The following is a 21,561-nucleotide window of genomic DNA, read 5'->3' as shown; positions in this document are numbered from 1 at the left end:
ACCGCCGTTTGCCAGTTGCGCTTGCGTAGTCGAAAGCCCTTTTACGGTACGCGGCTTCACGCCACTGTGTGACTGATTCATCACAGAACGCACAGGAAGGCCCCCGGAACCGTGCCTCCACATCCCCCCACCCAGCCCCACGGTGTCTACGACACAACCCTCTGCGTCGAGGAACTCCGCGACGCCCTCGCCGCACACGGCATCACGCTGCCGTCCCTCCGCGTGGACCTGCCGGGCTTCGCCGGTACGTACCGGCCTCCGGCGGGACTGGTCGCACTCGGCAACTGCAACACCGCGACGGCGCGCAGACTGCTGGCCGTCCTGCGGGGGCGCGGGGTTCTGGACCTCGACCTTCTCGCCGCCCCCGAAGCGGTCCCGGGCCTGCGTCGCGCCGTACGCCGGCATCTGGGCGAGCCCTGTGCCGACGTCCAGCTGTGCGTCACCGAGCTCGTCGCCAACGTGATCCGGCACGTGGGGGAGGGGGTGCCGGTGCGGGTGCGGGTGGCCCGCGTGGACGGCGGCCGGATCCGCGTCGAGGTCACCGACCCCGATGCCCGGGCTCTCCCCGTCCTCCTGCACGCCACGGGCGACGACGAGGCCGGTCGCGGACTCGCCCTGCTCGACGCGGTCGCCGTGCGATGGGGCGTGGAGCAGGGGGTGGCGGGCAAAACGGTGTGGTGCGAGCTGGCGGAGGCGGAGTGAGGGGTGGGCACGCCGTGCTCTACACGTCCGACGAAGACGACATGACGAAGTTGTGCGGAGAGGCAGTCCGGGTCGTCGCACTCTGACTCCGGACATACCTCGGCCGCGGTGGCTCCCCCTCCGCGCCACCGCGGCCGATCCCCGTGCGAGAAGGGTCAGGCGTCCTCGTCCGTGACGTGGATGTTGTCCGTGCCGACATCCGTGCCGGTGGCCTTGGCGGTCGCCGTGGTCGGCTCGTCCGTGACGTGGATGTTGTCCGTGGAGGCGTCGGCCTCGGTGGTCGGCTCGTCCGTGACGTGGATGTTGTCGGTGCTGGTCTCGTCGCTCATCTCGCGCTCTCCCCTGAAGTGTTGTGCGATGGATGACCAAGATCTGCCCGGCAACTCCCCCGAGGACTGCCGGACAGATCTTGAGGCCGGTTCACTTTAAGGGCCGGCCAGGTGCCGTTCCGTCTGCCCCCCGACGCGACGGCCCGACACGAAACGAGAGTGCCGGGCCGCGATAAACGAACGATGAACGCCGCCCCCCGGCGGGCCCGACGAGCGGGTTCAGGCGACCGCCGCCGGGTTGAGCAGGCCCCTGACCTCGTCCGCTTCCGGCGCTTTGAGGCCCTCGAAGATGTCGAGGGCCTCCCGCCAGCACACCTGGGCCCGGCCGAGCTGGCCGATCGAGTTGAGGGCGCGTCCGAGCACCGTCAGGACGTTGCCGTGCCGCCAGTCCCCGCCGATGCCCCGCAGCAGCGTCAGCGCCATCTCGGCGTTGGCCGCCGCCTGCGCCGGACGCCCGGCCGTGAGGTCGAGCTCGGCGAGGCGGAAGACGGTCATCCCCTCCCAGAGGCGCTGCCGGCTGTCCTGGAACACCCGGAGTGCCTGCTGGAGGCATTCGGTCGCCTCGGCCAGCTTCCCGCTCCGGGTGAGGGCGAGGCCGAGCGCGTAGCGGCCGTTGGCCCCCTTCAGCGCGTGCCCCATGTCGTCGTACATCGCCGTGCCCTGCTGGGCCATGGCCACCGCGCTGCGGGTGCGGTCGGTGGCGAGGTGGGTGCGCGACAGGTTGCACAGGGCGCTCGCCTCTCCCGGGCGGTCCCCCACGGCACGGAAGTTCTCGATGGCACGGATGAAGTGCTGTTCGCTGTCCTCGTACCGGCCCTGGTACATCGCGACCGCGCCACCGACGTTCGACGACCAGCAGCTGGCCAGCGGATCGTCGGAGGCGGTGGTCAGTTCGCGGGCCTGGCCGGCTTCCTCGTCGGCGAGGTCGAAGCGGCCCGTGACGCTGTGGGCGTACGCCAGGGTGATCAGGGCCCGGGCCTCCGCGCGCGGGTCCTTCTCCTCGTGTGCGACCTCCTGCAGGCGGGCGGCGACCGCCTCGTACTCCTTGGAGTTCGTGCCCGACTCGGCCAGGTCGACCGCCGCCCACAGCACGTCGACGGCGCGCCGGAGTGTGTCGGGCTGAGCGGACTGCCGCACGCAGGCCAGCAGGGAGACCGCCTCGGCGTACAGCCAGTCCTGCGCCGCGTGCCGGTCCGAGAACCTCAGCCCCGGATATCCCGGCGTGGCCAGAGGATCCACCAGCCGGTCCCCGGGCCGCTCGATCAGATAGACCCCCGCGACCGTGGCCAGGTAGAAGTCCAGCAACCGGGAGAGCGCCGCCCCCCGATCGCTCGGCGGCCACTCGTCCCGCTCCGCGCAGGACCGCGCGTACAGCCGCACCAGATCGTGGTACCGGTACCGGCCGGGCGCCGCCGACTCCAGCAACGACGTGTCCACCAGGGACTCCAGCAGGTCCTCGGTGTCCTCGACGGGCAGGTCCAGTACGGCCGCCGCAGCCGCCAGCGAGATGTCCGGGCCGTCCGCCAGGCCCAGCAGCCGGAACGCGCGGGCCTGGGCCGGCTCCAGGGCGCCGTATCCCAGCTCGAAGGTGGCCTTGACGGCGAGGTCACCGGCCTGCAGCTCGTCCAGGCGACGCCGTTCATCGGCCAGCTTGGCCGCGAGCACCGACACCGTCCACGTACGGCGGGCCGCGAGCCGGGACGCGGCGATGCGGATCGCCAGCGGCAGGAAGCCGCAGGCCGCGACGACGTCCAGCGCGGCCTTCCGCTCCGAGCCGACCCGCTCCTCACCCACGATCTTCGTGAAGAGCTGGAGTGCCTCCTCGGGGGACATCACGTCCAGGTCGACCAGATGGGCCCCGGCGAGATCCACCATGCGGACGCGTGACGTCACCAGCGCCGCGCAGCCCTCGGTCCCCGGCAGCAGCGGACGTACCTGGGCCGCGTCCCGCGCGTTGTCCAGCAACACCAACACCCGACGGCCGTCCAGCACCGACCGGTACAGCGCCGCCCGCTCCTCCAGCGAGTCGGGGATCGCCGAGTCCGCCGTGCCGAGGGCGCGCAGGAACGCCCCCAGCACCGTCTCCGGTTCCGCCGCCCTCGACCCCGCACCCTGGAGGTCGACGTACAACTGCCCGTCGGGGAAGGCCGATCGGGCCTGGTGGGCCACATGGACCGCGAGGGTCGTCTTCCCCACGCCGCCGATCCCCGCCAGCGCCGAGACCGCCATCACGCGGCCCTCCGCCGAGGCCAGGACCTCGCCGAGCTCCGAGACGAAGGCCGCGCGGCCGGTGAAGTCCGGGACCGTGGCCGGGAGTTGTGCCGGGCGGACCGGGGCCGCGGCAGGCTCGGCGCGCGGGGCCGACGGTTCCGCCAGGCCCGGGTCCGCCTGCAGGATGCGCTGCTGGAGCTCCCGCAGGCCCGGCCGCGGGTCCACGCCCAGTTCGTCCGCCAGCAGGCGCCGCGTGTCCGTGTACACCGCCAGCGCCTCCGCCTGCCGGCCGCTGCGGTACAGCGCCAGCATCAGCAGCTCGCGCAACCGCTCCCGCAGGGGGTGCGCCGCCGTCAGCGCCGTCAGCTCCGACACGGCCTCCGCGTGGCAGCCCTGCTCCAGGTCCATGTCCAGGCGGGTCTCCAGGAGTTGGAGCCGCCACTCCTCGAGGCGGACCCGCTGGGCCTCCGCGTACGGGCCCGGCACCCCCGCCAGCACCTCGCCGTCCCACAGGGCCAGGGCGCGCCCGAGGACGTCACGCGCGTGGCACAGATCCCCGGCGTTCTTCGCCTTCTCCGCCTCCGTCGCCAGGTCCTGGGCCGTCGCCAGGTCCAGGGCGCCCTCGCGCAGGCCGCGGATGGCGTAGCCGCCGGACTCGCTGACCAGGACGCCGGGGTCCAGGACCTTCCGGAGCCGGGAGGCGTATGTGCGCACCGCGGCCAGGGCCTGGTCCGGGGGCTCCTCGCCCCACAGGGCGGAGATCAGCTCGGCGGCGGTCGCGGTGCGGCCCTCGCGCAGCAGCAGGGCGGCGAGCAGGGCGCGTTGCTGGGGAGAACCGGTGTTCAGTGACTCCTCGTCGCGCCAGGCGCGCACCGGTCCGAGCACGCTGAAGCGCAGGGCCGCCGCCGGCTCCGCCGTATCGGTCGACGAGCCGGGACGCCTCTGCTCCGGCACGCGCGGCACCTCTGGCACTCGCGGTACACCGTCCATCGCCGTCCCCCTAGGGCCTGTTTACAACACCGCCAGTTTGCCTTGTTCATGGCAGATGCGTCAGCTGTGGAGAGCGTGATCACAGGTAGACGCGCGGGATATCACAAGGCCCTCACGCAAGCCCCACACCTGGCCTCGCACACAACCGCACAGGAACGACCAGGGCCGGCCTCCGCCCGCATAGCTGACGGGTCGTCAGATCGGCGCTACCGTGGGCGCCATGGAGACCAACTTGGAGACCAACGCGGCATTTCCGAAGATCATCTCCGTCGACGACCACACCGTTGAGCCCGCCGACGTCTGGCAGAACCGCCTCCCGAAGAAGTACCTCGACACCGGCCCCCGCATAGTCCGCGCGCCACTGAAGGAGATGACCTTCCTCGGCGGCCGTTTCCGGCCCGTCATGGGCACCCCCGGCAGCGACGACGGCCCCCTCGGCGACTGGTGGGTGTACGAGGGCCTGAAGCGGCCCCTCACCCGCCTCGACACCGCTGTCGGCTACAGCAGGGACGAGATCAAGCTGGAGGTCATCACCTACGAGCAGATGCGCCCGGGGTCGTACGACGTCCCGCAGCGCCTCGCCGACATGGACGTCAACCACGTCCAGTCCGCCGTCTGTTTCCCGACCTTCCCCCGCTTCTGCGGCCAGACCTTCACCGAGGCCAAGGACCACGAGCTCGGGCTCCTCTGCATCCAGGCCTACAACGACTGGACGGTGGAGGAGTGGTGCGGCCCGGCGGCCCAGGGACGCCTCATCCCCCTCACCCTCATCCCCCTCTGGGACGCCGAGTTGGCGGCGGCGGAGGTGCGGCGCAACGCCGCCCGCGGCGTCCGTGCCGTCGCCTTCTCCGAGATACCCCCGCACCTCGGCCTGCCCTCCGTCCACACCGACGAGTGGGACCCCTTCCTCGCCGCGTGCGACGAGACCGGCACGGTCATCGCGATGCACATCGGCTCGTCGAGCCGCATGCCGTCCACCTCCGCCGACGCCCCGCCCGCCGTCGGCTCCACCATCACCTTCGCCAACTGCTGTTTCTCGATGGTGGACTGGCTGATGAGCGGCAAGTTCGAGCGCTTCCCGAACCTCAGGATCATGTACGCCGAGGGGCAGATCGGCTGGATCCCCTACATCCTCGAACGCGCCGACGTGGTGTGGGAGGAGAACCGCGGCTGGGGCGGCGTCGCCGACAAGGTCCACCGCCCGCCGTCCGAACTCTTCACCGAGCATGTCTACGGCTGCTTCTTCGACGACGCCTTCGGCCTCCGCAACCTCGACGACATCGGGATCGGGAACGTCCTCTACGAGACCGACTACCCCCACTCCGACTCCACCTGGCCGAAGTCCAGGGAGGTCGGTGAGGCGCAGATGGGGCACCTGGACGCGGACGTGGTCGAGCGGATCGTACGAGGCAATGCCATCGAGCTGCTGGGCCTCACCTCCGAGGGACTGTGGACCGGCGCATGAAGTACGGCATCCAGCTCCCCGTCCAGTCCCAGTCCACGATCTACGCCGAACCCTGGGAGGCCGGCGCCGGTCCCGACGACCTCGTCGAGATCGCCCGCGCCGCCGAACGCGCGGGCTTCGACTACGTCGCCACCTGCGACCACGTCGCCATCCCACGCCGCCTCGCGCCCGCGATGAGCACGGTCTGGTACGACCCCGTCGCCACCCTCGCCTTCCTGGCGGGCGTGACCGAGCGGGTGCGGCTGCTCAGTCATGTGGCCGTCGTGGGGCTACGGCATCCCCTCCTCTCCGCCAAGCAGTACGCCACCCTCGATCACCTCAGCGGGGGGCGGCTGGTCCTCGGCGTCGGCGCGGGGCACGTACAGGAGGAGTTCGAGGCGCTCGGGGTCGACTTCCGGCAGCGCGGGGCCGTACTCGACGAGTCCATCGACGCCCTCAAAGCGGCCCTCGGCCCCGAGGAGTTCCCCGAACACCACGGCAAGCTCTACGACTTCGAGGGCCTCGGCCAGCGGCCCCGCCCCGCACAGACCCAGGTCCCGCTCTGGGTCGGCGGCTCGTCGCCCCCTGCCGTACGCCGGGCCGCGCTCAAGGGCGACGGCTGGCTGCCGCAGGGCGATCCGCGGGACCGGCTGCCCGCGCAGATCGAGCGGATCCGGGACATCAGAGAAAAGGCCTCCATTCAGGGGCCGTTCGCCATCGGCGCCATCGCCGAGCCGCTCTACGTCGGCACGCCCGACTGGGACGTCGGCCGCCGTACGCTCACCGGCCCGCCCGACGCGCTCGCCGAGTCCCTGCGCGCCTACCGCGCGATGGGCGTCCACCAGATCCAGGTGCGCTTCCGCAGTCGCAGCCGTGCCGAACTCACCGACCAGATGGCCGCGTTCGGTGACCGGATAGGCCCCCACCTCTAAGGAGACCGCCGCATGGGCAAGCTGGACGGACGCGTCGTCCTCGTCACCGGCGCGGCGCGCGGGCAGGGGGAGCAGGAGGCCCGGCTGTTCCGGGAGGAGGGCGCCGAGGTCGTCGTGGCGGATGTGCTCGACGATCAGGGGCGGGGGCTGGCTCAGGAGATCGGTGCGCTGTACGTCCATCTCGACGTGAGCCGGGAGGACGACTGGCGGGCCGCTGTGCAGTCGGTGATCGACGCCCACGGCCGTGTCGACGGGCTCGTCAACAACGCCGGGATCCTGCGCTTCAACGCCCTTCTCGACACGCCCCTCGACGAGTTCATGAAGATCGTCAACGTCAATCAGGTCGGCTGCTTCCTCGGTATCAAGGCCGTGGCGCCCCGGATGTCCGATGGCGGGACGATCGTGAACACCGCCTCCTACACCGGGGTGACGGGGATGGCGGGCGTGGGTGCCTACGCCGCCACCAAGCACGCGATCCTCGGGCTCACCCGGGTCGCCGCGCTGGAGCTGGCGCCGCGCGGTATCCGGGTCAACGCGATGTGCCCGGGGGCCATCGACACCGCGATGTCCAACCCGGCCGTCCTGGACCCGGCGATGGACAGCGAGGAGGCCTCCCGGGGGCTCGACCGGTTCTATCGCAAGGTCGTGCCGCTCGGGCGGATCGGGCGGCCGGAGGAGGTGGCGGCGCTCGCGCTGTTCCTGACCTGCGACGACTCCTCCTACATCACCGGGCAGCCGTTCGTGATCGACGGAGGGTGGCTGGCCGGGGTTTCGATCGGGTGACCTCAGCTGACTGGTTGTCAGCTATTGACGGTGCAGGCGCCCGGTGCCACAGTCGGCGGCAGATCGCCAATCTGACGGATCGTCAGAAACAACAGGGGACGGTGAACCTCCTTGGAATTCGGGCTCTTTGTACAGGGATACGTGGGCAAGCGCGCCGAGACCGACCCGCTCGCCGAACACAAGGCGCTGATGGAGGAGACCGAGTACGTCATCCAGGCGGACAGGTCCGGCTTCAAGTACGCCTGGGCGTCCGAGCACCACTTCCTGGAGGAGTACTCGCACCTCTCCGCCAACGATGTGTTCCTGGGGTACTTGGCGCACGCCACCGAGCGGATTCATCTGGGGTCGGGGATCTTCAACCCCCTTGCCCAGGTCAACCACCCGGTGAAGGTCGCCGAGAAGGTCGCCATGCTCGACCATCTCACCGAGAACCGCTTCGAGTTCGGCAGCGGGCGGGGTGCCGGGTCGCACGAGATCCTCGGGTTCCTTCCCGGCATCACCGACATGAACTTCACCAAGGAGATCTGGGAAGAGACCATCGCCGAGTTCCCCAAGATGTGGCTCCAGGACGAGTACGTCGGCTTCCAGGGCAAGCACTGGCAGCTGCCGCCGCGGAAGGTCCTCCCCAAGCCGTACGGGAAGTCGCACCCCGCGATGTGGTACGCCGCCGGGTCGCCGCCGTCGTACGCCATGGCCGCGAAGAAGGGGCTGGGGGTTCTCGGCTTCAGCGTGCAGAAGGTCTCCGACATGGAGTGGGTGCTGGAGCAGTACAAGACGGCTGTTGTGGACGCCGAGCCGATCGGGGACTTCGTCAACGACAACGTGATGGTGACGACGACGGCCGTCTGTGCGCCGACTCACGCCGAGGCGATCTCCATTGCCGTGAACGGGGGGCTGCACTATCTGCCCTCGCTGGTGTTCCGGTACCACGACACGTTTCCTCGTCCCGAGGGGTTTCCGGTGTGGCCGGAGACGCTTCCCGAGTACAACGCCGAGTTCGTCGAACTCCTCATCGAGGAGGAGTTGTTGATCTGTGGGGATCCGGACGAGGTGTTCCAGCAGTGCAAGCGGTGGGAGCAGGCGGGGGCGGATCAGCTCAGCTTCGGGTTGCCCGTCGGCGTGCCCAAGGAGGAGACCCTCCAGACCATTCGCCTCATTGGCGAGCACGTGATTCCGAAGATCGATACGGATCCGGTTCATCGGACTACGCGGTTCCGGAGGGCTGGCTGAGGGCGGACGGCGGCTGCGGGTTCGTTGTGGCCGGTCGCGCAGTTCCCCGCACCCCTAGGTATCTACACCGACCCGGAGTTCAAGGAGGCAGGGTCCATGTTTGATCACGTCATCAAAGGCGCAACCGTCGTCGACGGGACCGGCGCCCCCGCGTACACGGCCGATGTGGGGATACGAGACGGCCGTACCGCTGCGATCAAGCAAAGCATCACCGACGAATCGCGCACCACCGAGGACGCCACCGGCCTCGTCCTCGCCCCGGGGTTCGTCGATCCGCACACCCACTACGACGCGCAGCTGTTCTGGGACCCGTACGCGACCCCCTCCCTCAACCACGGTGTCACCACGGTCGCGGCCGGGAACTGTGGGTTCACCCTCGCGCCGCTCAACCCGCGGCGGCCGGCCGATGCCGACTACACGCGCCGGATGATGTCCAAGGTCGAGGGCATGTCGCTGGTCGCGCTGGAGGAGGGGGCGCCCTGGAGCTGGCACTCCTTCGGGGAGTATCTGAACGCCCTGGAAGGGCGGATCGCCGTCAATGCGGGCTTCATGGTGGGGCATTGCGCGCTGCGGCGGTACGTGATGGGGCCGGAGGCGGTCGGTGGGCAGCCGAGTGACGAGCAACTCCAGGAAATGCTGCGGCTGTTCCACGACGCCATGGACGCCGGTGCCTGGGGTTTCTCCACCACTCAGTCCACCACCCACTCCGACGGGGACGGGGAACCGGTCGCCTCCCGGCATGCCCTGCCCGCCGAGCTGCTGGCCCTCTCGCGAGCCGTCGGTGAGCACGAGGGGACGCAGATCGAGGCGATCGTCGCCGGGTGTCTCGACCAGTTCAGCGACGCCGAGATCGAGCTGTTCGTGGAGATGAGCGCGGCGGCGGGGCGGCCCCTGAACTGGAACGTCCTGACGGTCGACGCGTCCGTCCCCGAGCGGGTGCCGAGGCAGCTGTTCGCCAGCGAGCAGGCCCGGAAGGCCGGCGGCCGGATCGTCGCGCTCACCATGCCGATCCTGACCCCGATGAACATGTCCCTGGGCACCTTCTGCGCCCTGAACCTGATCCCGGGGTGGGGGCCGATCCTCGGGCTGCCGGTCCCGGAGCGGATCGAGCGACTGCGCGACCCGTCCGTCCAGGCCGAGATGGTGCGGCGCTCCCAGTCCAAGGAGGTGGGCGTCTTCCGGCGGCTGACGAACTTCGGGCGGTACGTCATCGGGGACACGTACAGCGAGGCGAACCGTGGGCTGAGCGGGCGGGTCGTGGCGGACATCGCGGCCGAGCGCGGGCAGGAGCCGTTCGCGTGCCTGGTCGAGATCTGCGCGGCCGACGAACTCCGTACGGTGCTGTGGCCCATGCCCACCGACAACGACCCGGCGTCCTGGGCGCTGCGCGCCGAGACCTGGCAGCACGAGGACGTGCTCCTCGGCGGGTCGGACGCGGGGGCGCATCTGGACCGGATGTGCGGGGCGCCGTACACGACCCGGTTCATCGGTGACTGTCTGCGCGGGCGGAAGCTGGCGAGTCTGGAGCAGGCGGTGAAGATGCTGACCGACGACCCGGCGCAGCTGTTCGGGCTGCGCGAGCGGGGTCGGGTGCAGGAGGGCTTCCATGCGGATCTGGTGCTCTTCGACCCGGAGCGGATCGCCGCGGGCACGGCCACCCTGGTGCACGACCTGCCGGGTGACAGTCCACGGCTGGACTCCAAGGCGATCGGGATCCGGGCCGTGTGGGTCAACGGGGTCGAGGCGATCCGGGACGACGTGGTGAGCGGGGCCGTACCGGGCAGGGTGCTGCGGTCGGGGACGGACACCCGGACGGTGGCCACCAAGTGACGGATGGACAGCGGCTGTTCGTGGGTGGCTCGTGGGTGGAGCCGGACGGCGGGCACTACGAGGTTTCCGACCCGGCCACCGAGGAAGTCGTCGGGTGGGCGCCGGAGGCCTCGCGGGATCAGGCGCACGCGGCCTGTGCCGCGGCCCGCGAGGCCTTCGGTCCGTGGTCGCGTACGGCGCCGGAGGAACGGGCGGCCGTGCTGGGCCGGGCCGCGGACATCATCCGCTCCCGCCTTGTGCCGTACGCCGAGCTCGCCCAGGCCGAGACCGGCGCCACGACCGGCACCGCGCGCGGGATGCAGGTCGGTGTGGCCGCCGCCCGGTTCCGGCGGTACGCGCGGGTGGAGCCCGCCGAGTGGGCGATCCCGCCGCAGGTCAACGAGGCCGGGCCGATGGGGAGGGCCGCGGTGATGGGCGCGCTGGCCGTGCGGCAGCCCGTCGGGGTCGTCACCTGCATCACCTCGTACAACAACCCGTGGGCCAACCCGGCCGGGAAGATCGCCCCCGCTCTCGCCATGGGCAACACGGTGGTCGTGAAGCCCGCCCCGCAGGACCCCCTCTCCGTCTACCGGATGGCGGAGGCGCTGGAGGCGGCCGGGGTGCCGCGCGGGGTGGTGAACGTCGTCTCCGGGCGGTCGGTGGAGGTCGGCGAGGCCGTCGTGGACTCGCCCGACGTCGACATGGTCAGCTTCACCGGTTCCACGGCCGTCGGGCAGCGCATCGCCGAGGTGTGCGGGCGGGGCATGAAGCGGCAGCTGATGGAGCTGGGCGGGAAGGGGGCGGCGGTCGTCCTCGACGACGCGGACCTGGCGTCCGCGGTGGCCGGGATCGGGACCACCTTCTCCTTCTACAGCGGGCAGATCTGCACGGCGCCCACGCGGGTGCTGGTGCAGCGGGGCCTGTACGAGCGGCTGGTGGAGCAACTGGCCGGGTATGCCGGGCGGTTGAAGGTGGGGGATCCGCGGGAGCCGGACACGGTGGTCGGGCCGGTGATCTCCGCGGCGCACCGGGAGCGGGTGGAGTCGTACGTCGAACTGGGCCGCAAGGAAGGCGCGGTGGTGGTCGCGGGTGCCGAACGGCCCATGCCCGACCGGGGTTTCTACATCGGGCCGACCCTCCTCGCGGGGTGCAGCCCCGACATGCGGGTGGTCCGCGAGGAGATCTTCGGGCCGGTCGTGACCGTGACGCCCTTCGACGACGAGGAGGAGGGCATCGCCCTCGCCAACGACAGCGACTACGGCCTGATCGACTACGTCTGGTCGGTGGACGTGGCCCGCGCCTTCCGGGTGGCGCGGCGCCTGCGGGCCGGAGGAGTCGGTGTGAACACCGTCGGCCGCAACATGGAGGCGCCGTTCGGGGGCTTCCGGAAGAGCGGCGTCGGCCGGGACTGCGGGTCGTACGCGCTGCACGCCTACAGCGAGGTGCAGTCGATCGTCTGGCCGGGGTGAGGGCCTTCGGGTCACCTGTTCGGCCAACCGGCCCTGGAACCCTCGGACTGCCCCGTAGAGTCCCGGTGCGGAGGGCGGCGACATCGATGTCGTTGCCCTGACTGACAGTCAAAAACCTTACCGGAGAACGAACTTGAAGATCGCCAAGCGTCTCGCCCTGACCACCGCGGCCCTTGCCGCCGCGACCGCCGGCACCTTCCTGAGCACGACGGCCGGTCACGCCGCCGCCTCGGACCCGGCACCCGCCGCCGTGAAGGTCCCCGCCGCACTCGAGGTGCCCGACGGCAACAAACTGACCGGAGTCCTCGCCGCCCGGGGTGTGCAGACCTACACCTGCACCGACGGTGCCTGGAAGCTCCTGGAGCCGGCCGCCACCCTGTCGGACAAGAGAGGCCGCACCGTCGCCCTCCACTCCCGTGGCCCCGTCTGGGTGTCCACGGTGGACGGCAGCGCGGTGAACGCCTCGGCCATCGCCAGCTCCCCCAAGACCGGCACCATCCCCGAGCTCCTGCTCCAGTCCACCGCCACCCGGGGCACCGGCGTCTTCGCGGACGTCTCCTACATACAGCGTCTGAACACGACCGGCGGCGTCGCCCCCGCGACCGCCTGCACCGGCACGGACCAGGTCAGCGTCCCGTACACCGCGACCTACACCTTCTACAAGTCGGCGAAGTGACGCTCGCCGCCCACTGAACGGCACGGCGGTGGCCCCGAGTCGGCGGGAGCCGCCGCCGCGCCGCCCGTCAGGCCGAACAGAAGGGGCGGACGGTCGACGCTCAGCCGTCCAGGTCCACCCGCACCGTCAGCTGCCCGACCCCTATCGTCCGCACCGCGGCACTGTTCATCAGGGGCAGACCGCGCAGTCGTACGGCGGTGTCGTCCTCCGGCATGAGATGGGCCGTACCGGTGTGCCAGCGCCCACGGATGCGCACCCGGACCCTGGAGTCGGCCTTGATGTTGCGGACGTACTGGGACCGCTCGCCGAACTCGGAGACCAGCCAGAAGGAGTCACCGACTCGCTTTCCGCCCACGGGAGTTCGCCTCGGCACCTTCGACGTGCGGCCGGTGGTCTCCAGGAGGGTCTGGAGGGGCAGGCGGCGCATGACGGGGTTGAGGCGGCGCTGAATGGCCGCGACGGCCCGGTATTTGCGCTCGGCGTTACTGGACATGGCGTGTGAGACTCCTGTCTCTTGTCGTCCGGTTCCTGTCCCGGCGCCGGTGACTGCGGACTTCAATGGTCGCAGTGCCGGTGCCGGACGGACGAAGGGGCGGCGGGGCGATGCGCGTGGTGACCTGGAACCTGTGGTGGCGATTCGGCTCCTGGGCGGAACGGCAGAAGGCGATCCTGGCCGTACTGCGGGAGCTGCGCCCGGATGTGGTCGGGCTGCAGGAGGTGTGGTCGACCGACGCCGAGAACCTCGCCGAGTGGCTCGCGGGCGAACTCGGCCTGCAGTGGACCTGGGCGGCGTCTGAGGCGTCCGACCGCTGGCAACGCCGTATCGGCGACCCGGGTGTGGAGGTGGGCAACGCGGTACTGAGCCGCTGGCCGGTCGTCGCGCAGGACGTCCTGCGCCTCCCGGCCCCCGAGGAACTGGACGACGGCCGCCTCGCGCTCTACGCCCGTCTGGCCACGCCGTCGTACGAGGTCCCCTTCTTCACCACCCACCTCACCTCGGCCACCGACGCCTCGGCCCTCCGCCGCCAACAGGTCACCGCGCTGGCGGAGTTCGTGGCCGAGCACCGGGACGGGACCGAGTTCCCCCCGATAGTGACAGGGGACTTCAACGCCTGGCCGGACTCCGACGAGATCCGGCTCTTCGGCGGCTACAAGACGGCCCCCGCCGCACCCGGCCAGGTCTTCCTCGACGCCTGGGAGTACGCCGACCCGACGGCCCCCTCCGCCACCTGGGACCCGGCGAACCCGTACGTCCACGTGAGCCCTCCCGTCCGGATCGACTACATCCACATCGGCCCGCCCGGCCCCGGCGGCCTCGGCCATGTCCGCGCCGTACGCCGTGCGGGCGACGGTCCGGTGGACGGCGTATGGCCGTCGGACCATGCGGCGGTCGTCGCCGACCTCGCCGACGCCTTGACAGCCCGCCCGGCCGTCGGGGAACCCTGGTGAGGTGACCGAACCAGCAAGGCGGACGCTGCTGTTGGCCGCCGTCGGGCTCGGACTCGCCGGGTGCACGCCGGACGGGGAGAGGGAGCCGGAGGCCACGGACACGAGCGCCGAGATCCCATCACCGACACCGACGTGTGAACCGTCTCGACCGTCCCAGTTGTCTCCGACACCCCCGCTGCCCTCCGCCTCCCCGTGGCCCCTGGCCCGCACCGAGGTCGAGCCGCAGGCCAAACAGTCAGCCGTACGACTCCTGGAGGCGCTGGGTACCTGGCCGCGCGGCCGACGGGGTCCGGATCCCGCGCTGGAACGGTCCGTCGAGGTGCGGGGCGTGCCGACGGACGGCGCCGCGCGCCTCGTCCGGCAGGCCCGGCCCCTGCTCGACGCCGGGCCCGAGGCGACGGCCCGGGTGATCGCCGCGCAGTACGGGGGGCTGGTCGGCGCACGCGCCAGCGTCCTCGTGCCGCTGCGGCAGTGGGCGAGGGCGGCGGACGGGGCGGTGGATACGGGTGGCGCCACGGTCGACGTACGCATGACCCGTTCGCCGGCGGAGGGCTGGCAGGTCACGGACCTCCACCCGTCCCGCCCGGCCCGGGCGCTGGCCCGCCCGGGCGACCTGATCGAGCGGGTGGTGGGGGAGGGGAACCGCATCCACCTCCCGCCCGCCGCCGAAGCCGACATCCGCGCCGGCCACCTGCACCCCAAGCCCCTGCGCGCCCTGCTCACCCTCGCGGAGCGGTACGAGATCGACGTGAGCGTCGTCCACACCGGCCACCCGCGCAACGTCTTCGGCACGAACCGGCTCAGCGACCACACGAGGATGCGGGCCTTCGACGTATGGGCGGTGAACGGCCGAGCCGTGATCGACCCGGCCACCCCCGACACCCTGATCGACGGCTTCATGCGGGCGGCGGCGCGGGCCGGCGCGTACAACGTGGGCGGCCCGAGGCTGCTGTCCGGCGGGGGCTTCTTCTCGGACCGGGTGCACCGGGACCACCTGCACATCGCGTTCGACAGCGACAGGTGAGAGGTCCCTACGCGACCGCGTACATGTCGCCGATGATCTCCCGTGCTTCTCGGCTGCCGGCGGCGAGGAAGTAGGGCACATACCGTTCCCCGATCCGCACCGGCAACGGCCGTGCCGCCATCGCCCTCGCGCCCCAGAACACGAGCTCCAGCACGATCCCTTGCCGGACCTCCGGCGAGAACTCCATGTCGAAGACGAAGTTCCCGAGCGAGTGCGCGACGAGCGAGCCCCGATAGTGCTCGATGCCCTGCACCCAGTGCGGATGCGACGCGATCACCGCGTCCGCCCCGGCGTCGACGAGCCGCCGGGCGACGGTGCGTTGAGCGGGTACGGGCTCGTGCGTGTACTGCTGCCCCCAGTGCGGGCATACGACCACGACGTCGACGCGGGAGCGGAGCGCACGGACGGAAGCTTCGACGGCGGCGAGGTCGGAGGGGACGAGGGGCCCGGTCCGGGGCGGCATCCGCACCTGGACGACCCCAGGTGTCGTTGGTCGGGCTGCGGGCGTCTCCCCGATGGCGTTGAAGGCGAGGATCCCGAAACGGATGCCGTGGACTCGGACGATCGCCGGGCGCCGCGCCTCGGCCAGATCCGCACCGGCGCCGGTGGTGACGAACCCCGCGTCCTGGGCGATGCGCACAGTGTTTTGGAGCGCCTCGACCCCGAAGTCACCGAGGTGGTTGTTGGCCAGCGTGAGCACGTCGAACCCGGCCTTCTTCAGCCCCGCCAGCACGGCCGGGTCAGCGCCGAAGGAGTCCCCGCCCTGGGTGGGCGGCCCGGCCCGGGAGAGGGTGCACTCAAGATTCCCGACGGTGAGATCGGCGGCGCCGAGTCGGTGAGCGGTCCGGCTGAAGGGGAGCGCGGGGTCACCGGCCCGGACGATCTCGTCCCCGACCCGCCGACCGAGCATGATGTCGCCGGCCCAGTGGGTGGTGACGACCGGTCCGGGTTCGGTGTCTGCGGCGACGGTGACGGGATACCGCCGGGGGTCGGCCACAGGGTCCCGTCCGTCGACGGGGAGCGCGGCGACGCCGGGGGTGAGGGCATCGGCCCGTACGACGGCGACGGCGTCGGGGTCGCGCCGTACCGCTTCCACGGCGTCTCTGTCGCCTTGCACGACTCGGGCGGCTCCACCGGTACCGCCGAGCCGCTCCCAGGTCAGGGGCCTGCCCGCCCTTACGTCCGCGAGGAGTTGGGGGTCGGCGGAGAGGCCGGGGGCTCGGGTGGGGTGGACGACGAGGGCGAGGGGGAGACGAGCGGGCGTACGGCTGGGGCTTTGGCTTCGGCTGCGGCTCGGTGTGGGAGCGGCTTTACGCCCCTCCCCGCCACATCCGGCCAGCACAGCACCCGCCGAGACCCCGGCGCCAAGCGCCAGCGCCTCCCGCCGGGACCGGCTCACTGTCCTGCGGACGACTTCAGCGCGTTGAGAAGGGCGCCGAAGGCGACGGGGTCGGTGGTGAGGACGGCTTGGGTGGGATCGGCGCTCTCGGTGAGGTGGACCGCCTTGGCGGTGGCGGATATGTGGACGCAGGATTCGCCCTGCCCGCAGTAGGACGACTTCTGCCAGCCGTGCGGGTACATGTCGGCTCCTTCACAGGTTCTGGGCGATGTGATGGATCAGATCCCGGGACTTCTCGGGACTGAGGGCGGTGGCTTCGACGAACGCCCGGTCCGGGCACGAGTACATGCTGGCCAGCGCCCTGACGCGCTCAGGGCTCACCCCGAACCGACCCGACTCCACGTTGCTGAGCTGCCCTTGACTCGTACCGAGCGCGCAGGCGGCCTCGATCGCCGTCATTCCCGCGCGCTCGCGCATCTTGCGCAGCTCCACGGCGAGCCGGAGACGGCGGGCCGTCAGAGGGGGTCTGGCAGGCACGTGAACTCCTCTGAGACACCAGGTACCCGGCCAACTCCCCTCAGCGACCGGGGACTTCCGGTGGCCACCGTATCCCCGTCCTGGAACTACCGGTGATCTTGGCCAGTGCCCCCGCCTACAGGCGGGGGGTGTAGGCCATCTCAAGACTGCTCTGACCCGCACTGGGGGCACGGGTGCGCAGTGTTGATCTCGGCCAGGTCAGACGGGGCGCCGCTGGTTCTCGATGTACTGGCGTACGACGGTCAGCGGTGCCCCGCCGCAGCTCCCGGCGAAATACGAGCGAGACCAGAACCGGCCGTGCATGATCGCCCGGTTCACCTCGCCGGTGTACTCGAAGCGGAGCCTGCGGGAGCTGACTCCTTTGAGGCTGTTGACCAGCTTGGAGAGGGCGACCTTCGGCGGGTAGTGCACCAGAAGGTGTACGTGGTCGCGCTCGCCGTTGAACTCCTTCAGTTCTGCCTCGAAGTCCGTGCACACGTCTCGCATGATCTCTTCGCAGCGTTCCAGCATCTCGGGCGTGAAGACGCCGCGCCGGTATTTGGTGACGAACACCAAGTGAACGTGCAGGTGGTAGACGACGTGTGCTGAGCGTCTGATATCGGGTGCTGCTTCCCATCGCGGTGACATGCACCAATGCTAGTATGGTCGGTGAACCGGCCAACGAGCGGAGCGGGGAGGGAAGTTGAAGCGTCAGCGTGGTCACAAGGCCCGGCTTTACCTCACCCCCGACCAGCTCGCCCAGGTCGATGATCAGGGCCACGGAGCCCGTGCGATGTGGAATCTCCTGCACGAGCTGTGGGAGATGACACCGAAGTGCCAGCGGTCCCTCGCCCGCATGGACGAGGCGGTCCGGCAGGCCCGCAAAGACATCCCCTGGCTGGGGGCCGTGCCCGCGCAGGCTGCTCAGCAGGTACTCAAGACGTATCACCGGGCCTGGGTGAACTGCTGGGAAGGCCGCGCCGAAGCGCCGACCTTCAAGAAGCGCACCGCCCGCCGGGCCGTGGATATCCCCCAGGGCCGTGACCTGCGGATCACGCGTCTGTCCCGCCACTGGGGCCAGTGCTGGGTGCCCATGGTCGGCCTGGTCCGCTTCCGCTGGACCAAGGATCTCCCGTACGGCAAGCGCGCCGGCGAGAACAACCGGGTCACCGGGGCGCGGCTGGTGAAGGAAGCAGGCGGCTGGCACATCGTCTTCCGCGTCCAGGCCGAGACGGACGAGCCGAAGCCCCACGAGGGACCGATCGTCGGCATCGACCGGGGCATAGCCAAGCCTCTCGCCCTCTCGGACGGATCCTTCCGCGAACACGAGTCGTGGCTCACCCCTGGTGAGGCCAAGCGGCTCAAGCGGCTGGAACAGCAGCGGGAACGCCAGCGCGCCCACCGCAAGCCCGGCGAACGCACCAGCAACCGCCTGCGCCGCACGTACGAACAGATCGCCCAGCTCCGCGCAAGAGCCACGCGCCGAGCGGTCGACTGGCAGCACAAGACCACCACCGAGCTTGCCGACACCTTCGGTGTGATCGGGGTGGAAGACCTAGCCATCCGCAACATGGTCAAGTCCGCCAAGGGGACCGTGGAAGCCCCCGGTACAAACGTCCGGCAGAAAGCCGGACTGAACCGGTCGATCAGCGGCGAGGCATGGGGACGAACCGTCACCTTCCTCGAATACAAGCTGGCCGACCGGGGCGGCATCCTGGTCAAGGTTCCCGCCCCGAACACCTCCCGGCGCTGCTCTGCCTGCGGGTTCATCACCTCAGGCAGCCGTGAGAGCCAGTCCCGCTTCGTCTGCAAGGCAGACGGCTGCGGACACGAGGAGAACGCGGACACCAACGCCGCCCGCAACATCGAACACGCCGCAGGACATGCGGTGTCAGGACGCGGAGACCTCGGGGTTACCCAGTCTTAGAAGCGTCAACCACCCACCCGGCCGCACTGCGACACGGATGGGATTCCGCCCCGTTCACGGGGCGGAGGATGTCAAACCCTGCACCTTCCGCACGATCCACGTGCACCGACGAAAGCCTTTGCGCGGGCTGTCGTCCGGATGATGGGGTGGCACGGTGACCAATCACGATGAGGCGGGGGCTGTCCGACCGTTGACACTGGCTTGGGTGAGCCGGCATCTGGAGGCGGGCGAACGGATCGTCAGAACCGAGGCGCTGCACGGCGGCGTCACTGCCGAAATGCGACGGCTGACGATCGGCACGCGGGACGGAGGCATCCGCGACCTGGTGCTGCGGACCTTCGTCGACCCGTTCTTCGTGGAGCACGCCGAGGACCTGCTGGACCGGGAGACAAACGCCCTGACCCTGCTCGTGGGGACCGGCGTGACGGCTCCTGGACTGGTCGCGGTCGATCCGACCGCCGCGCATTGCGAGTATCCATCGCTCCTCATGACACATCTGGCGGGCCGGACGGTCCTCGACGATGAGGGAGTGGCGGCGCGCATCCCTCTGCTGGCCCGTCAACTCGTGGCGATCCACGCGTTGCGACCCGCCGAGGGGCCCCGGAAGTATGTGACGTTGACGACCGCCGACACCGTCGTGACTCCGAAGGGCGCCGACGCGGCGGCATGGGCCGCGGCGATCGACATGATCCGCAAGCCCGCGCCGCCCTATGAAGGGCGGTTCCTGCACCGGGACTTCCACCCCGGCAACGTGCTGTTCGACGTGCCGCACCCACGGTCGGCAGGTGCCCGGATCACCGGCGTCGTCGACTGGGCAGCGACCTCCTGGGGCCCGGCGGATCTCGATGTGGCGCACTGCTCCACCAATCTCGCGCTGCTGCACGGCCCGGCGTGGGGTCTGCGGTTCGCTGAGGCGTATGAGGAGGCCGGCGGGGTGCTGGCCGCGGCCGCGAGCGAGCGGCTGTACTGGCAGGTGCGGGACGGGCTGGCGTTCTCAGAAGAAGTGCGGTTGGTCGCGCGGCCATGGCGGGAGGCAGGGAGGACAGAGCTGACCACGCGAGCCGTGGAGGAGCGGCTGGATGCCTATGTCACCGCCCTGATGGACACACTGGGCTGAGCCGAGGCGGTCCGGGGCGCGGGCACGGCGACGAGCGCCGGGCCCCCTCAACACGTCCCCCTTCCGACGGCATCGACTGACTGGACCTACGCCCCCAGAAACACTGGATTCGTGAACGCCGCCAACGCCCCCGGCAACGGCCCCATCGCCGTCTCGTGCCGCAACTCCGCCCGTACGTACGCCGCGTAGGACGCGGTCGTCTGCCACTCGACGACGCCCGACCCCGCCACCGGCAGCACCCCGCTCGTGAACAGCACCCCCTGGTCCGTCACGAACCGCACCACGCACCGAGGCGCCCCCGCCACCTCCAGCCGCACCGTCACCGGCACGGACCGGTCCACCTCCAACCGCTCCCCGATTCCCGCGTGTTCACCCCGCCCGCCCGACGCCCCGAACGCCAGCGACACACTCCCGGACTCGGCCACATACGACCGCCCCGCCCGGATCCCCGCCTGAATCGCCTCCCGGGTCAGGTCATCCGCCAGCACCACCGTCTGCGGCAGGCCCACCACGTCCGGAGCCCGGTGTGCGTCGCTGTTCCCCATCGCCGGGAGCCAGCCCCGCCCGCCACGGTCCCGCACCGACGCCACCAGCATCCCGTCCCAGTCCGCCAGCGCCACCTCGTCGTCCGGCGTGTAGGGGCCGTTCCAGACCTCCACCGCGTCCGCCTCGGCGAAGCCGAACTTCCAGTTGCATCCGATGCAGGTGGCGTGCGGGTGGGCGGGGACGACCAGGCCTCCCGACCTGCGGATCTGGCGGGCGAAACGGCTGAAGCGGTTGTCGCGGGCCCGGTAGCGCCAGTCGACGAACGTGCCGGGCTCCGTGCCCAGGGCCACCACGTGGCCGTTCCTCGTCGTGACCTCCTCGCCGAGCATCACCAGCAGGTCGTCACCGGCGACGTCGGCCCAATGCCCGTGCGCCGCATGCGTGTTGTGCTCCGAGGTGTTGATGAAGTCCAGGCCCGCCGCCCGCGCCAGCGCCCCGATCTCCGCGGGGGTGCGGCGGCCGTCGGAGTACCAGGAGTGCAGGTGGCAGTCGCCCCGGTACCAGGCCCGGCCCCGGCCGGCAGCACGCGAAGGCGGGTGCACCGGCTCCACCACCGCACCCTGCGCGCCGTACGTCAGCGTGATCGTGATCTCGTACGTCAGCCCTTGCGGCGCCACCGTGTAGGGACCCAGCGCCACATGCCACGTGCCCGCCCGCACCCGCCCGGCGATGTACCCCGGCGTCGCGTCGTCGCCCCGGAGGAAGAACTCCGTGCGCGCCCCGCCCGACCAGCCCCGGAAGCCGCGGCCGCCCAGCTCCGTCCCCCGCTCGTCGAAGATGCCGATGTCGAGCGCGTTGCCCGCCGTGCCGGAGGGGACGGTCGGGCGGTCGTAGGTGTACGCGACCTTGATCTCCCGTACGCCGGACGGGACTTCGACGGGGACGTACACGAAGTCGGGGGAGCCGGTGGGCAGCGTTCCCCGGATCGTCCTCGTCTCCTGGTCGCCGTCGGCCACCCCGGCCGCTGAAGCGAAGCTCACGCTTCCCAACGTAAGCGCGACGGCGGCTCCCGGGAAGGGCGTCGACCTGAGATGCCGACCAGTCGGTATGGACATGTCGGCCTCCGCC

At 70.8% G+C, this 21,561-nt stretch carries 20 protein-coding genes; 12 read left to right on the top strand and 8 right to left on the bottom strand.

The genetic code is table 11. The features are described 5' to 3' along the window. The first annotated feature begins 111 nt into the window (after positions 1-111). Positions 112-702: an ATP-binding protein gene (locus IG08_RS53850; RefSeq protein WP_043452980.1), complete on the top strand. Its 591-nt coding sequence runs from the start codon at positions 112-114 to the stop codon at positions 700-702. A gap of 155 nt (positions 703-857) precedes the next feature. On the opposite strand, the gene IG08_RS60560 is transcribed toward IG08_RS53850, so the two are convergent. Further along, the gene (locus IG08_RS60560; protein WP_199820797.1) at positions 858-1,031 is read right to left on the bottom strand and encodes a hypothetical protein; all 174 of its coding nucleotides are present in this window, start codon (positions 1,029-1,031) and stop codon (positions 858-860) included. A 219-nt stretch (positions 1,032-1,250) separates the two neighbouring features. Next, entirely contained in the window at positions 1,251-4,232 is a 2,982-nt protein-coding gene (afsR, locus tag IG08_RS0102015) for an SARP-family global regulator AfsR (protein ID WP_030595389.1), read from the bottom strand. 220 nt (positions 4,233-4,452) lie between these two features. Between afsR and IG08_RS0102010 the strand changes: the two genes are divergently transcribed. From IG08_RS0102010 to IG08_RS0101980, 7 genes are all read left to right on the top strand, one after another. Beyond that, positions 4,453-5,697, top strand: coding sequence for an amidohydrolase family protein (locus tag IG08_RS0102010; RefSeq protein ID WP_030595387.1), 1,245 nt, complete (start codon positions 4,453-4,455; stop codon positions 5,695-5,697). After that, a complete protein-coding gene (locus tag IG08_RS0102005) occupies positions 5,694-6,608 on the top strand; it encodes an LLM class F420-dependent oxidoreductase (RefSeq protein WP_030595385.1) in 915 nt (304 codons plus the stop codon). The genes IG08_RS0102010 and IG08_RS0102005 overlap by 4 nt, the downstream gene beginning before the upstream one ends. A 12-nt stretch (positions 6,609-6,620) precedes the next feature. Beyond that, positions 6,621-7,391 carry an SDR family NAD(P)-dependent oxidoreductase gene (locus tag IG08_RS0102000; RefSeq protein ID WP_030595383.1) on the top strand — a complete coding sequence of 257 codons (771 nt, stop codon included), beginning with the start codon at positions 6,621-6,623 and terminating at the stop codon, positions 7,389-7,391. 111 nt (positions 7,392-7,502) lie between these two features. Then, the gene (locus IG08_RS0101995) at positions 7,503-8,621 is read left to right on the top strand and encodes an LLM class flavin-dependent oxidoreductase (RefSeq protein WP_078655405.1); all 1,119 of its coding nucleotides are present in this window, start codon (positions 7,503-7,505) and stop codon (positions 8,619-8,621) included. Between the two features lie 96 nt (positions 8,622-8,717). Beyond that, a complete protein-coding gene (locus IG08_RS0101990; protein WP_030595377.1) occupies positions 8,718-10,451 on the top strand; it encodes an N-acyl-D-amino-acid deacylase family protein in 1,734 nt (577 codons plus the stop codon). Further along, entirely contained in the window at positions 10,448-11,899 is a 1,452-nt protein-coding gene (locus IG08_RS0101985; RefSeq protein WP_030595374.1) for an aldehyde dehydrogenase family protein, read from the top strand. The genes IG08_RS0101990 and IG08_RS0101985 overlap by 4 nt, the downstream gene beginning before the upstream one ends. 133 nt (positions 11,900-12,032) lie before the next feature. Continuing rightward, positions 12,033-12,575, top strand: a complete 543-nt coding sequence (locus IG08_RS0101980; protein ID WP_030595371.1) for a DUF3455 domain-containing protein — start codon at positions 12,033-12,035, stop codon at positions 12,573-12,575. A 100-nt stretch (positions 12,576-12,675) separates the two neighbouring features. Here the strand turns inward: IG08_RS0101980 and IG08_RS0101975 are convergent, their stop codons facing one another. Continuing rightward, positions 12,676-13,068, bottom strand: a complete 393-nt coding sequence (locus tag IG08_RS0101975) for a nitroreductase/quinone reductase family protein (protein ID WP_030595368.1) — start codon at positions 13,066-13,068, stop codon at positions 12,676-12,678. A 110-nt stretch (positions 13,069-13,178) separates the two neighbouring features. Here IG08_RS0101975 and IG08_RS0101970 point away from each other — a divergent pair, with 110 nt between their 5' ends. Together IG08_RS0101970 and IG08_RS55620 are read left to right on the top strand one after the other, a co-directional pair. Continuing rightward, positions 13,179-14,024: an endonuclease/exonuclease/phosphatase family protein gene (locus IG08_RS0101970; RefSeq protein WP_030595366.1), complete on the top strand. Its 846-nt coding sequence runs from the start codon at positions 13,179-13,181 to the stop codon at positions 14,022-14,024. 1 nt (position 14,025) lies between these two features. After that, a complete protein-coding gene (locus IG08_RS55620) occupies positions 14,026-15,048 on the top strand; it encodes a hypothetical protein (protein ID WP_043452978.1) in 1,023 nt (340 codons plus the stop codon). 7 nt (positions 15,049-15,055) lie between these two features. On the opposite strand, the gene IG08_RS53845 is transcribed toward IG08_RS55620, so the two are convergent. From IG08_RS53845 to tnpA, 4 genes are all read right to left on the bottom strand, one after another. Beyond that, positions 15,056-16,165, bottom strand: coding sequence for a CapA family protein (locus IG08_RS53845; RefSeq protein ID WP_158812170.1), 1,110 nt, complete (start codon positions 16,163-16,165; stop codon positions 15,056-15,058). A 278-nt stretch (positions 16,166-16,443) separates the two neighbouring features. Next, the gene (locus tag IG08_RS0101955; protein WP_030595356.1) at positions 16,444-16,629 is read right to left on the bottom strand and encodes a DUF397 domain-containing protein; all 186 of its coding nucleotides are present in this window, start codon (positions 16,627-16,629) and stop codon (positions 16,444-16,446) included. Between the two features lie 10 nt (positions 16,630-16,639). Beyond that, on the bottom strand, positions 16,640-16,924 hold the full coding sequence (locus tag IG08_RS0101950; RefSeq protein WP_030595354.1) for a helix-turn-helix domain-containing protein: 285 nt from the start codon (positions 16,922-16,924) through the stop codon (positions 16,640-16,642). A gap of 198 nt (positions 16,925-17,122) precedes the next feature. Further along, on the bottom strand, positions 17,123-17,551 hold the full coding sequence (gene tnpA / locus IG08_RS0101945; protein WP_078655404.1) for an IS200/IS605 family transposase: 429 nt from the start codon (positions 17,549-17,551) through the stop codon (positions 17,123-17,125). A gap of 55 nt (positions 17,552-17,606) precedes the next feature. Here tnpA and IG08_RS0101940 point away from each other — a divergent pair, with 55 nt between their 5' ends. Together IG08_RS0101940 and IG08_RS0101935 are read left to right on the top strand one after the other, a co-directional pair. Continuing rightward, complete coding sequence (locus IG08_RS0101940; RefSeq protein ID WP_030595348.1) at positions 17,607-18,830, top strand: RNA-guided endonuclease InsQ/TnpB family protein; 1,224 nt, start codon at positions 17,607-17,609, stop codon at positions 18,828-18,830. Between the two features lie 205 nt (positions 18,831-19,035). After that, complete coding sequence (locus tag IG08_RS0101935) at positions 19,036-19,947, top strand: phosphotransferase family protein (RefSeq protein WP_234342784.1); 912 nt, start codon at positions 19,036-19,038, stop codon at positions 19,945-19,947. Positions 19,948-20,033: 86 nt separating this feature from the next. On the opposite strand, the gene IG08_RS0101930 is transcribed toward IG08_RS0101935, so the two are convergent. After that, the gene (locus IG08_RS0101930) at positions 20,034-21,548 is read right to left on the bottom strand and encodes a CehA/McbA family metallohydrolase (protein ID WP_030595342.1); all 1,515 of its coding nucleotides are present in this window, start codon (positions 21,546-21,548) and stop codon (positions 20,034-20,036) included. Positions 21,549-21,561 lie beyond the last annotated feature (13 nt).

The sequence above is a fragment of the Streptomyces fulvoviolaceus genome (assembly GCF_000718165.1).
Classification (GTDB): Bacteria; Actinomycetota; Actinomycetes; order Streptomycetales; family Streptomycetaceae; genus Streptomyces; species Streptomyces fulvoviolaceus.
This window is presented reverse-complemented; position numbering and strand designations above follow the sequence as displayed.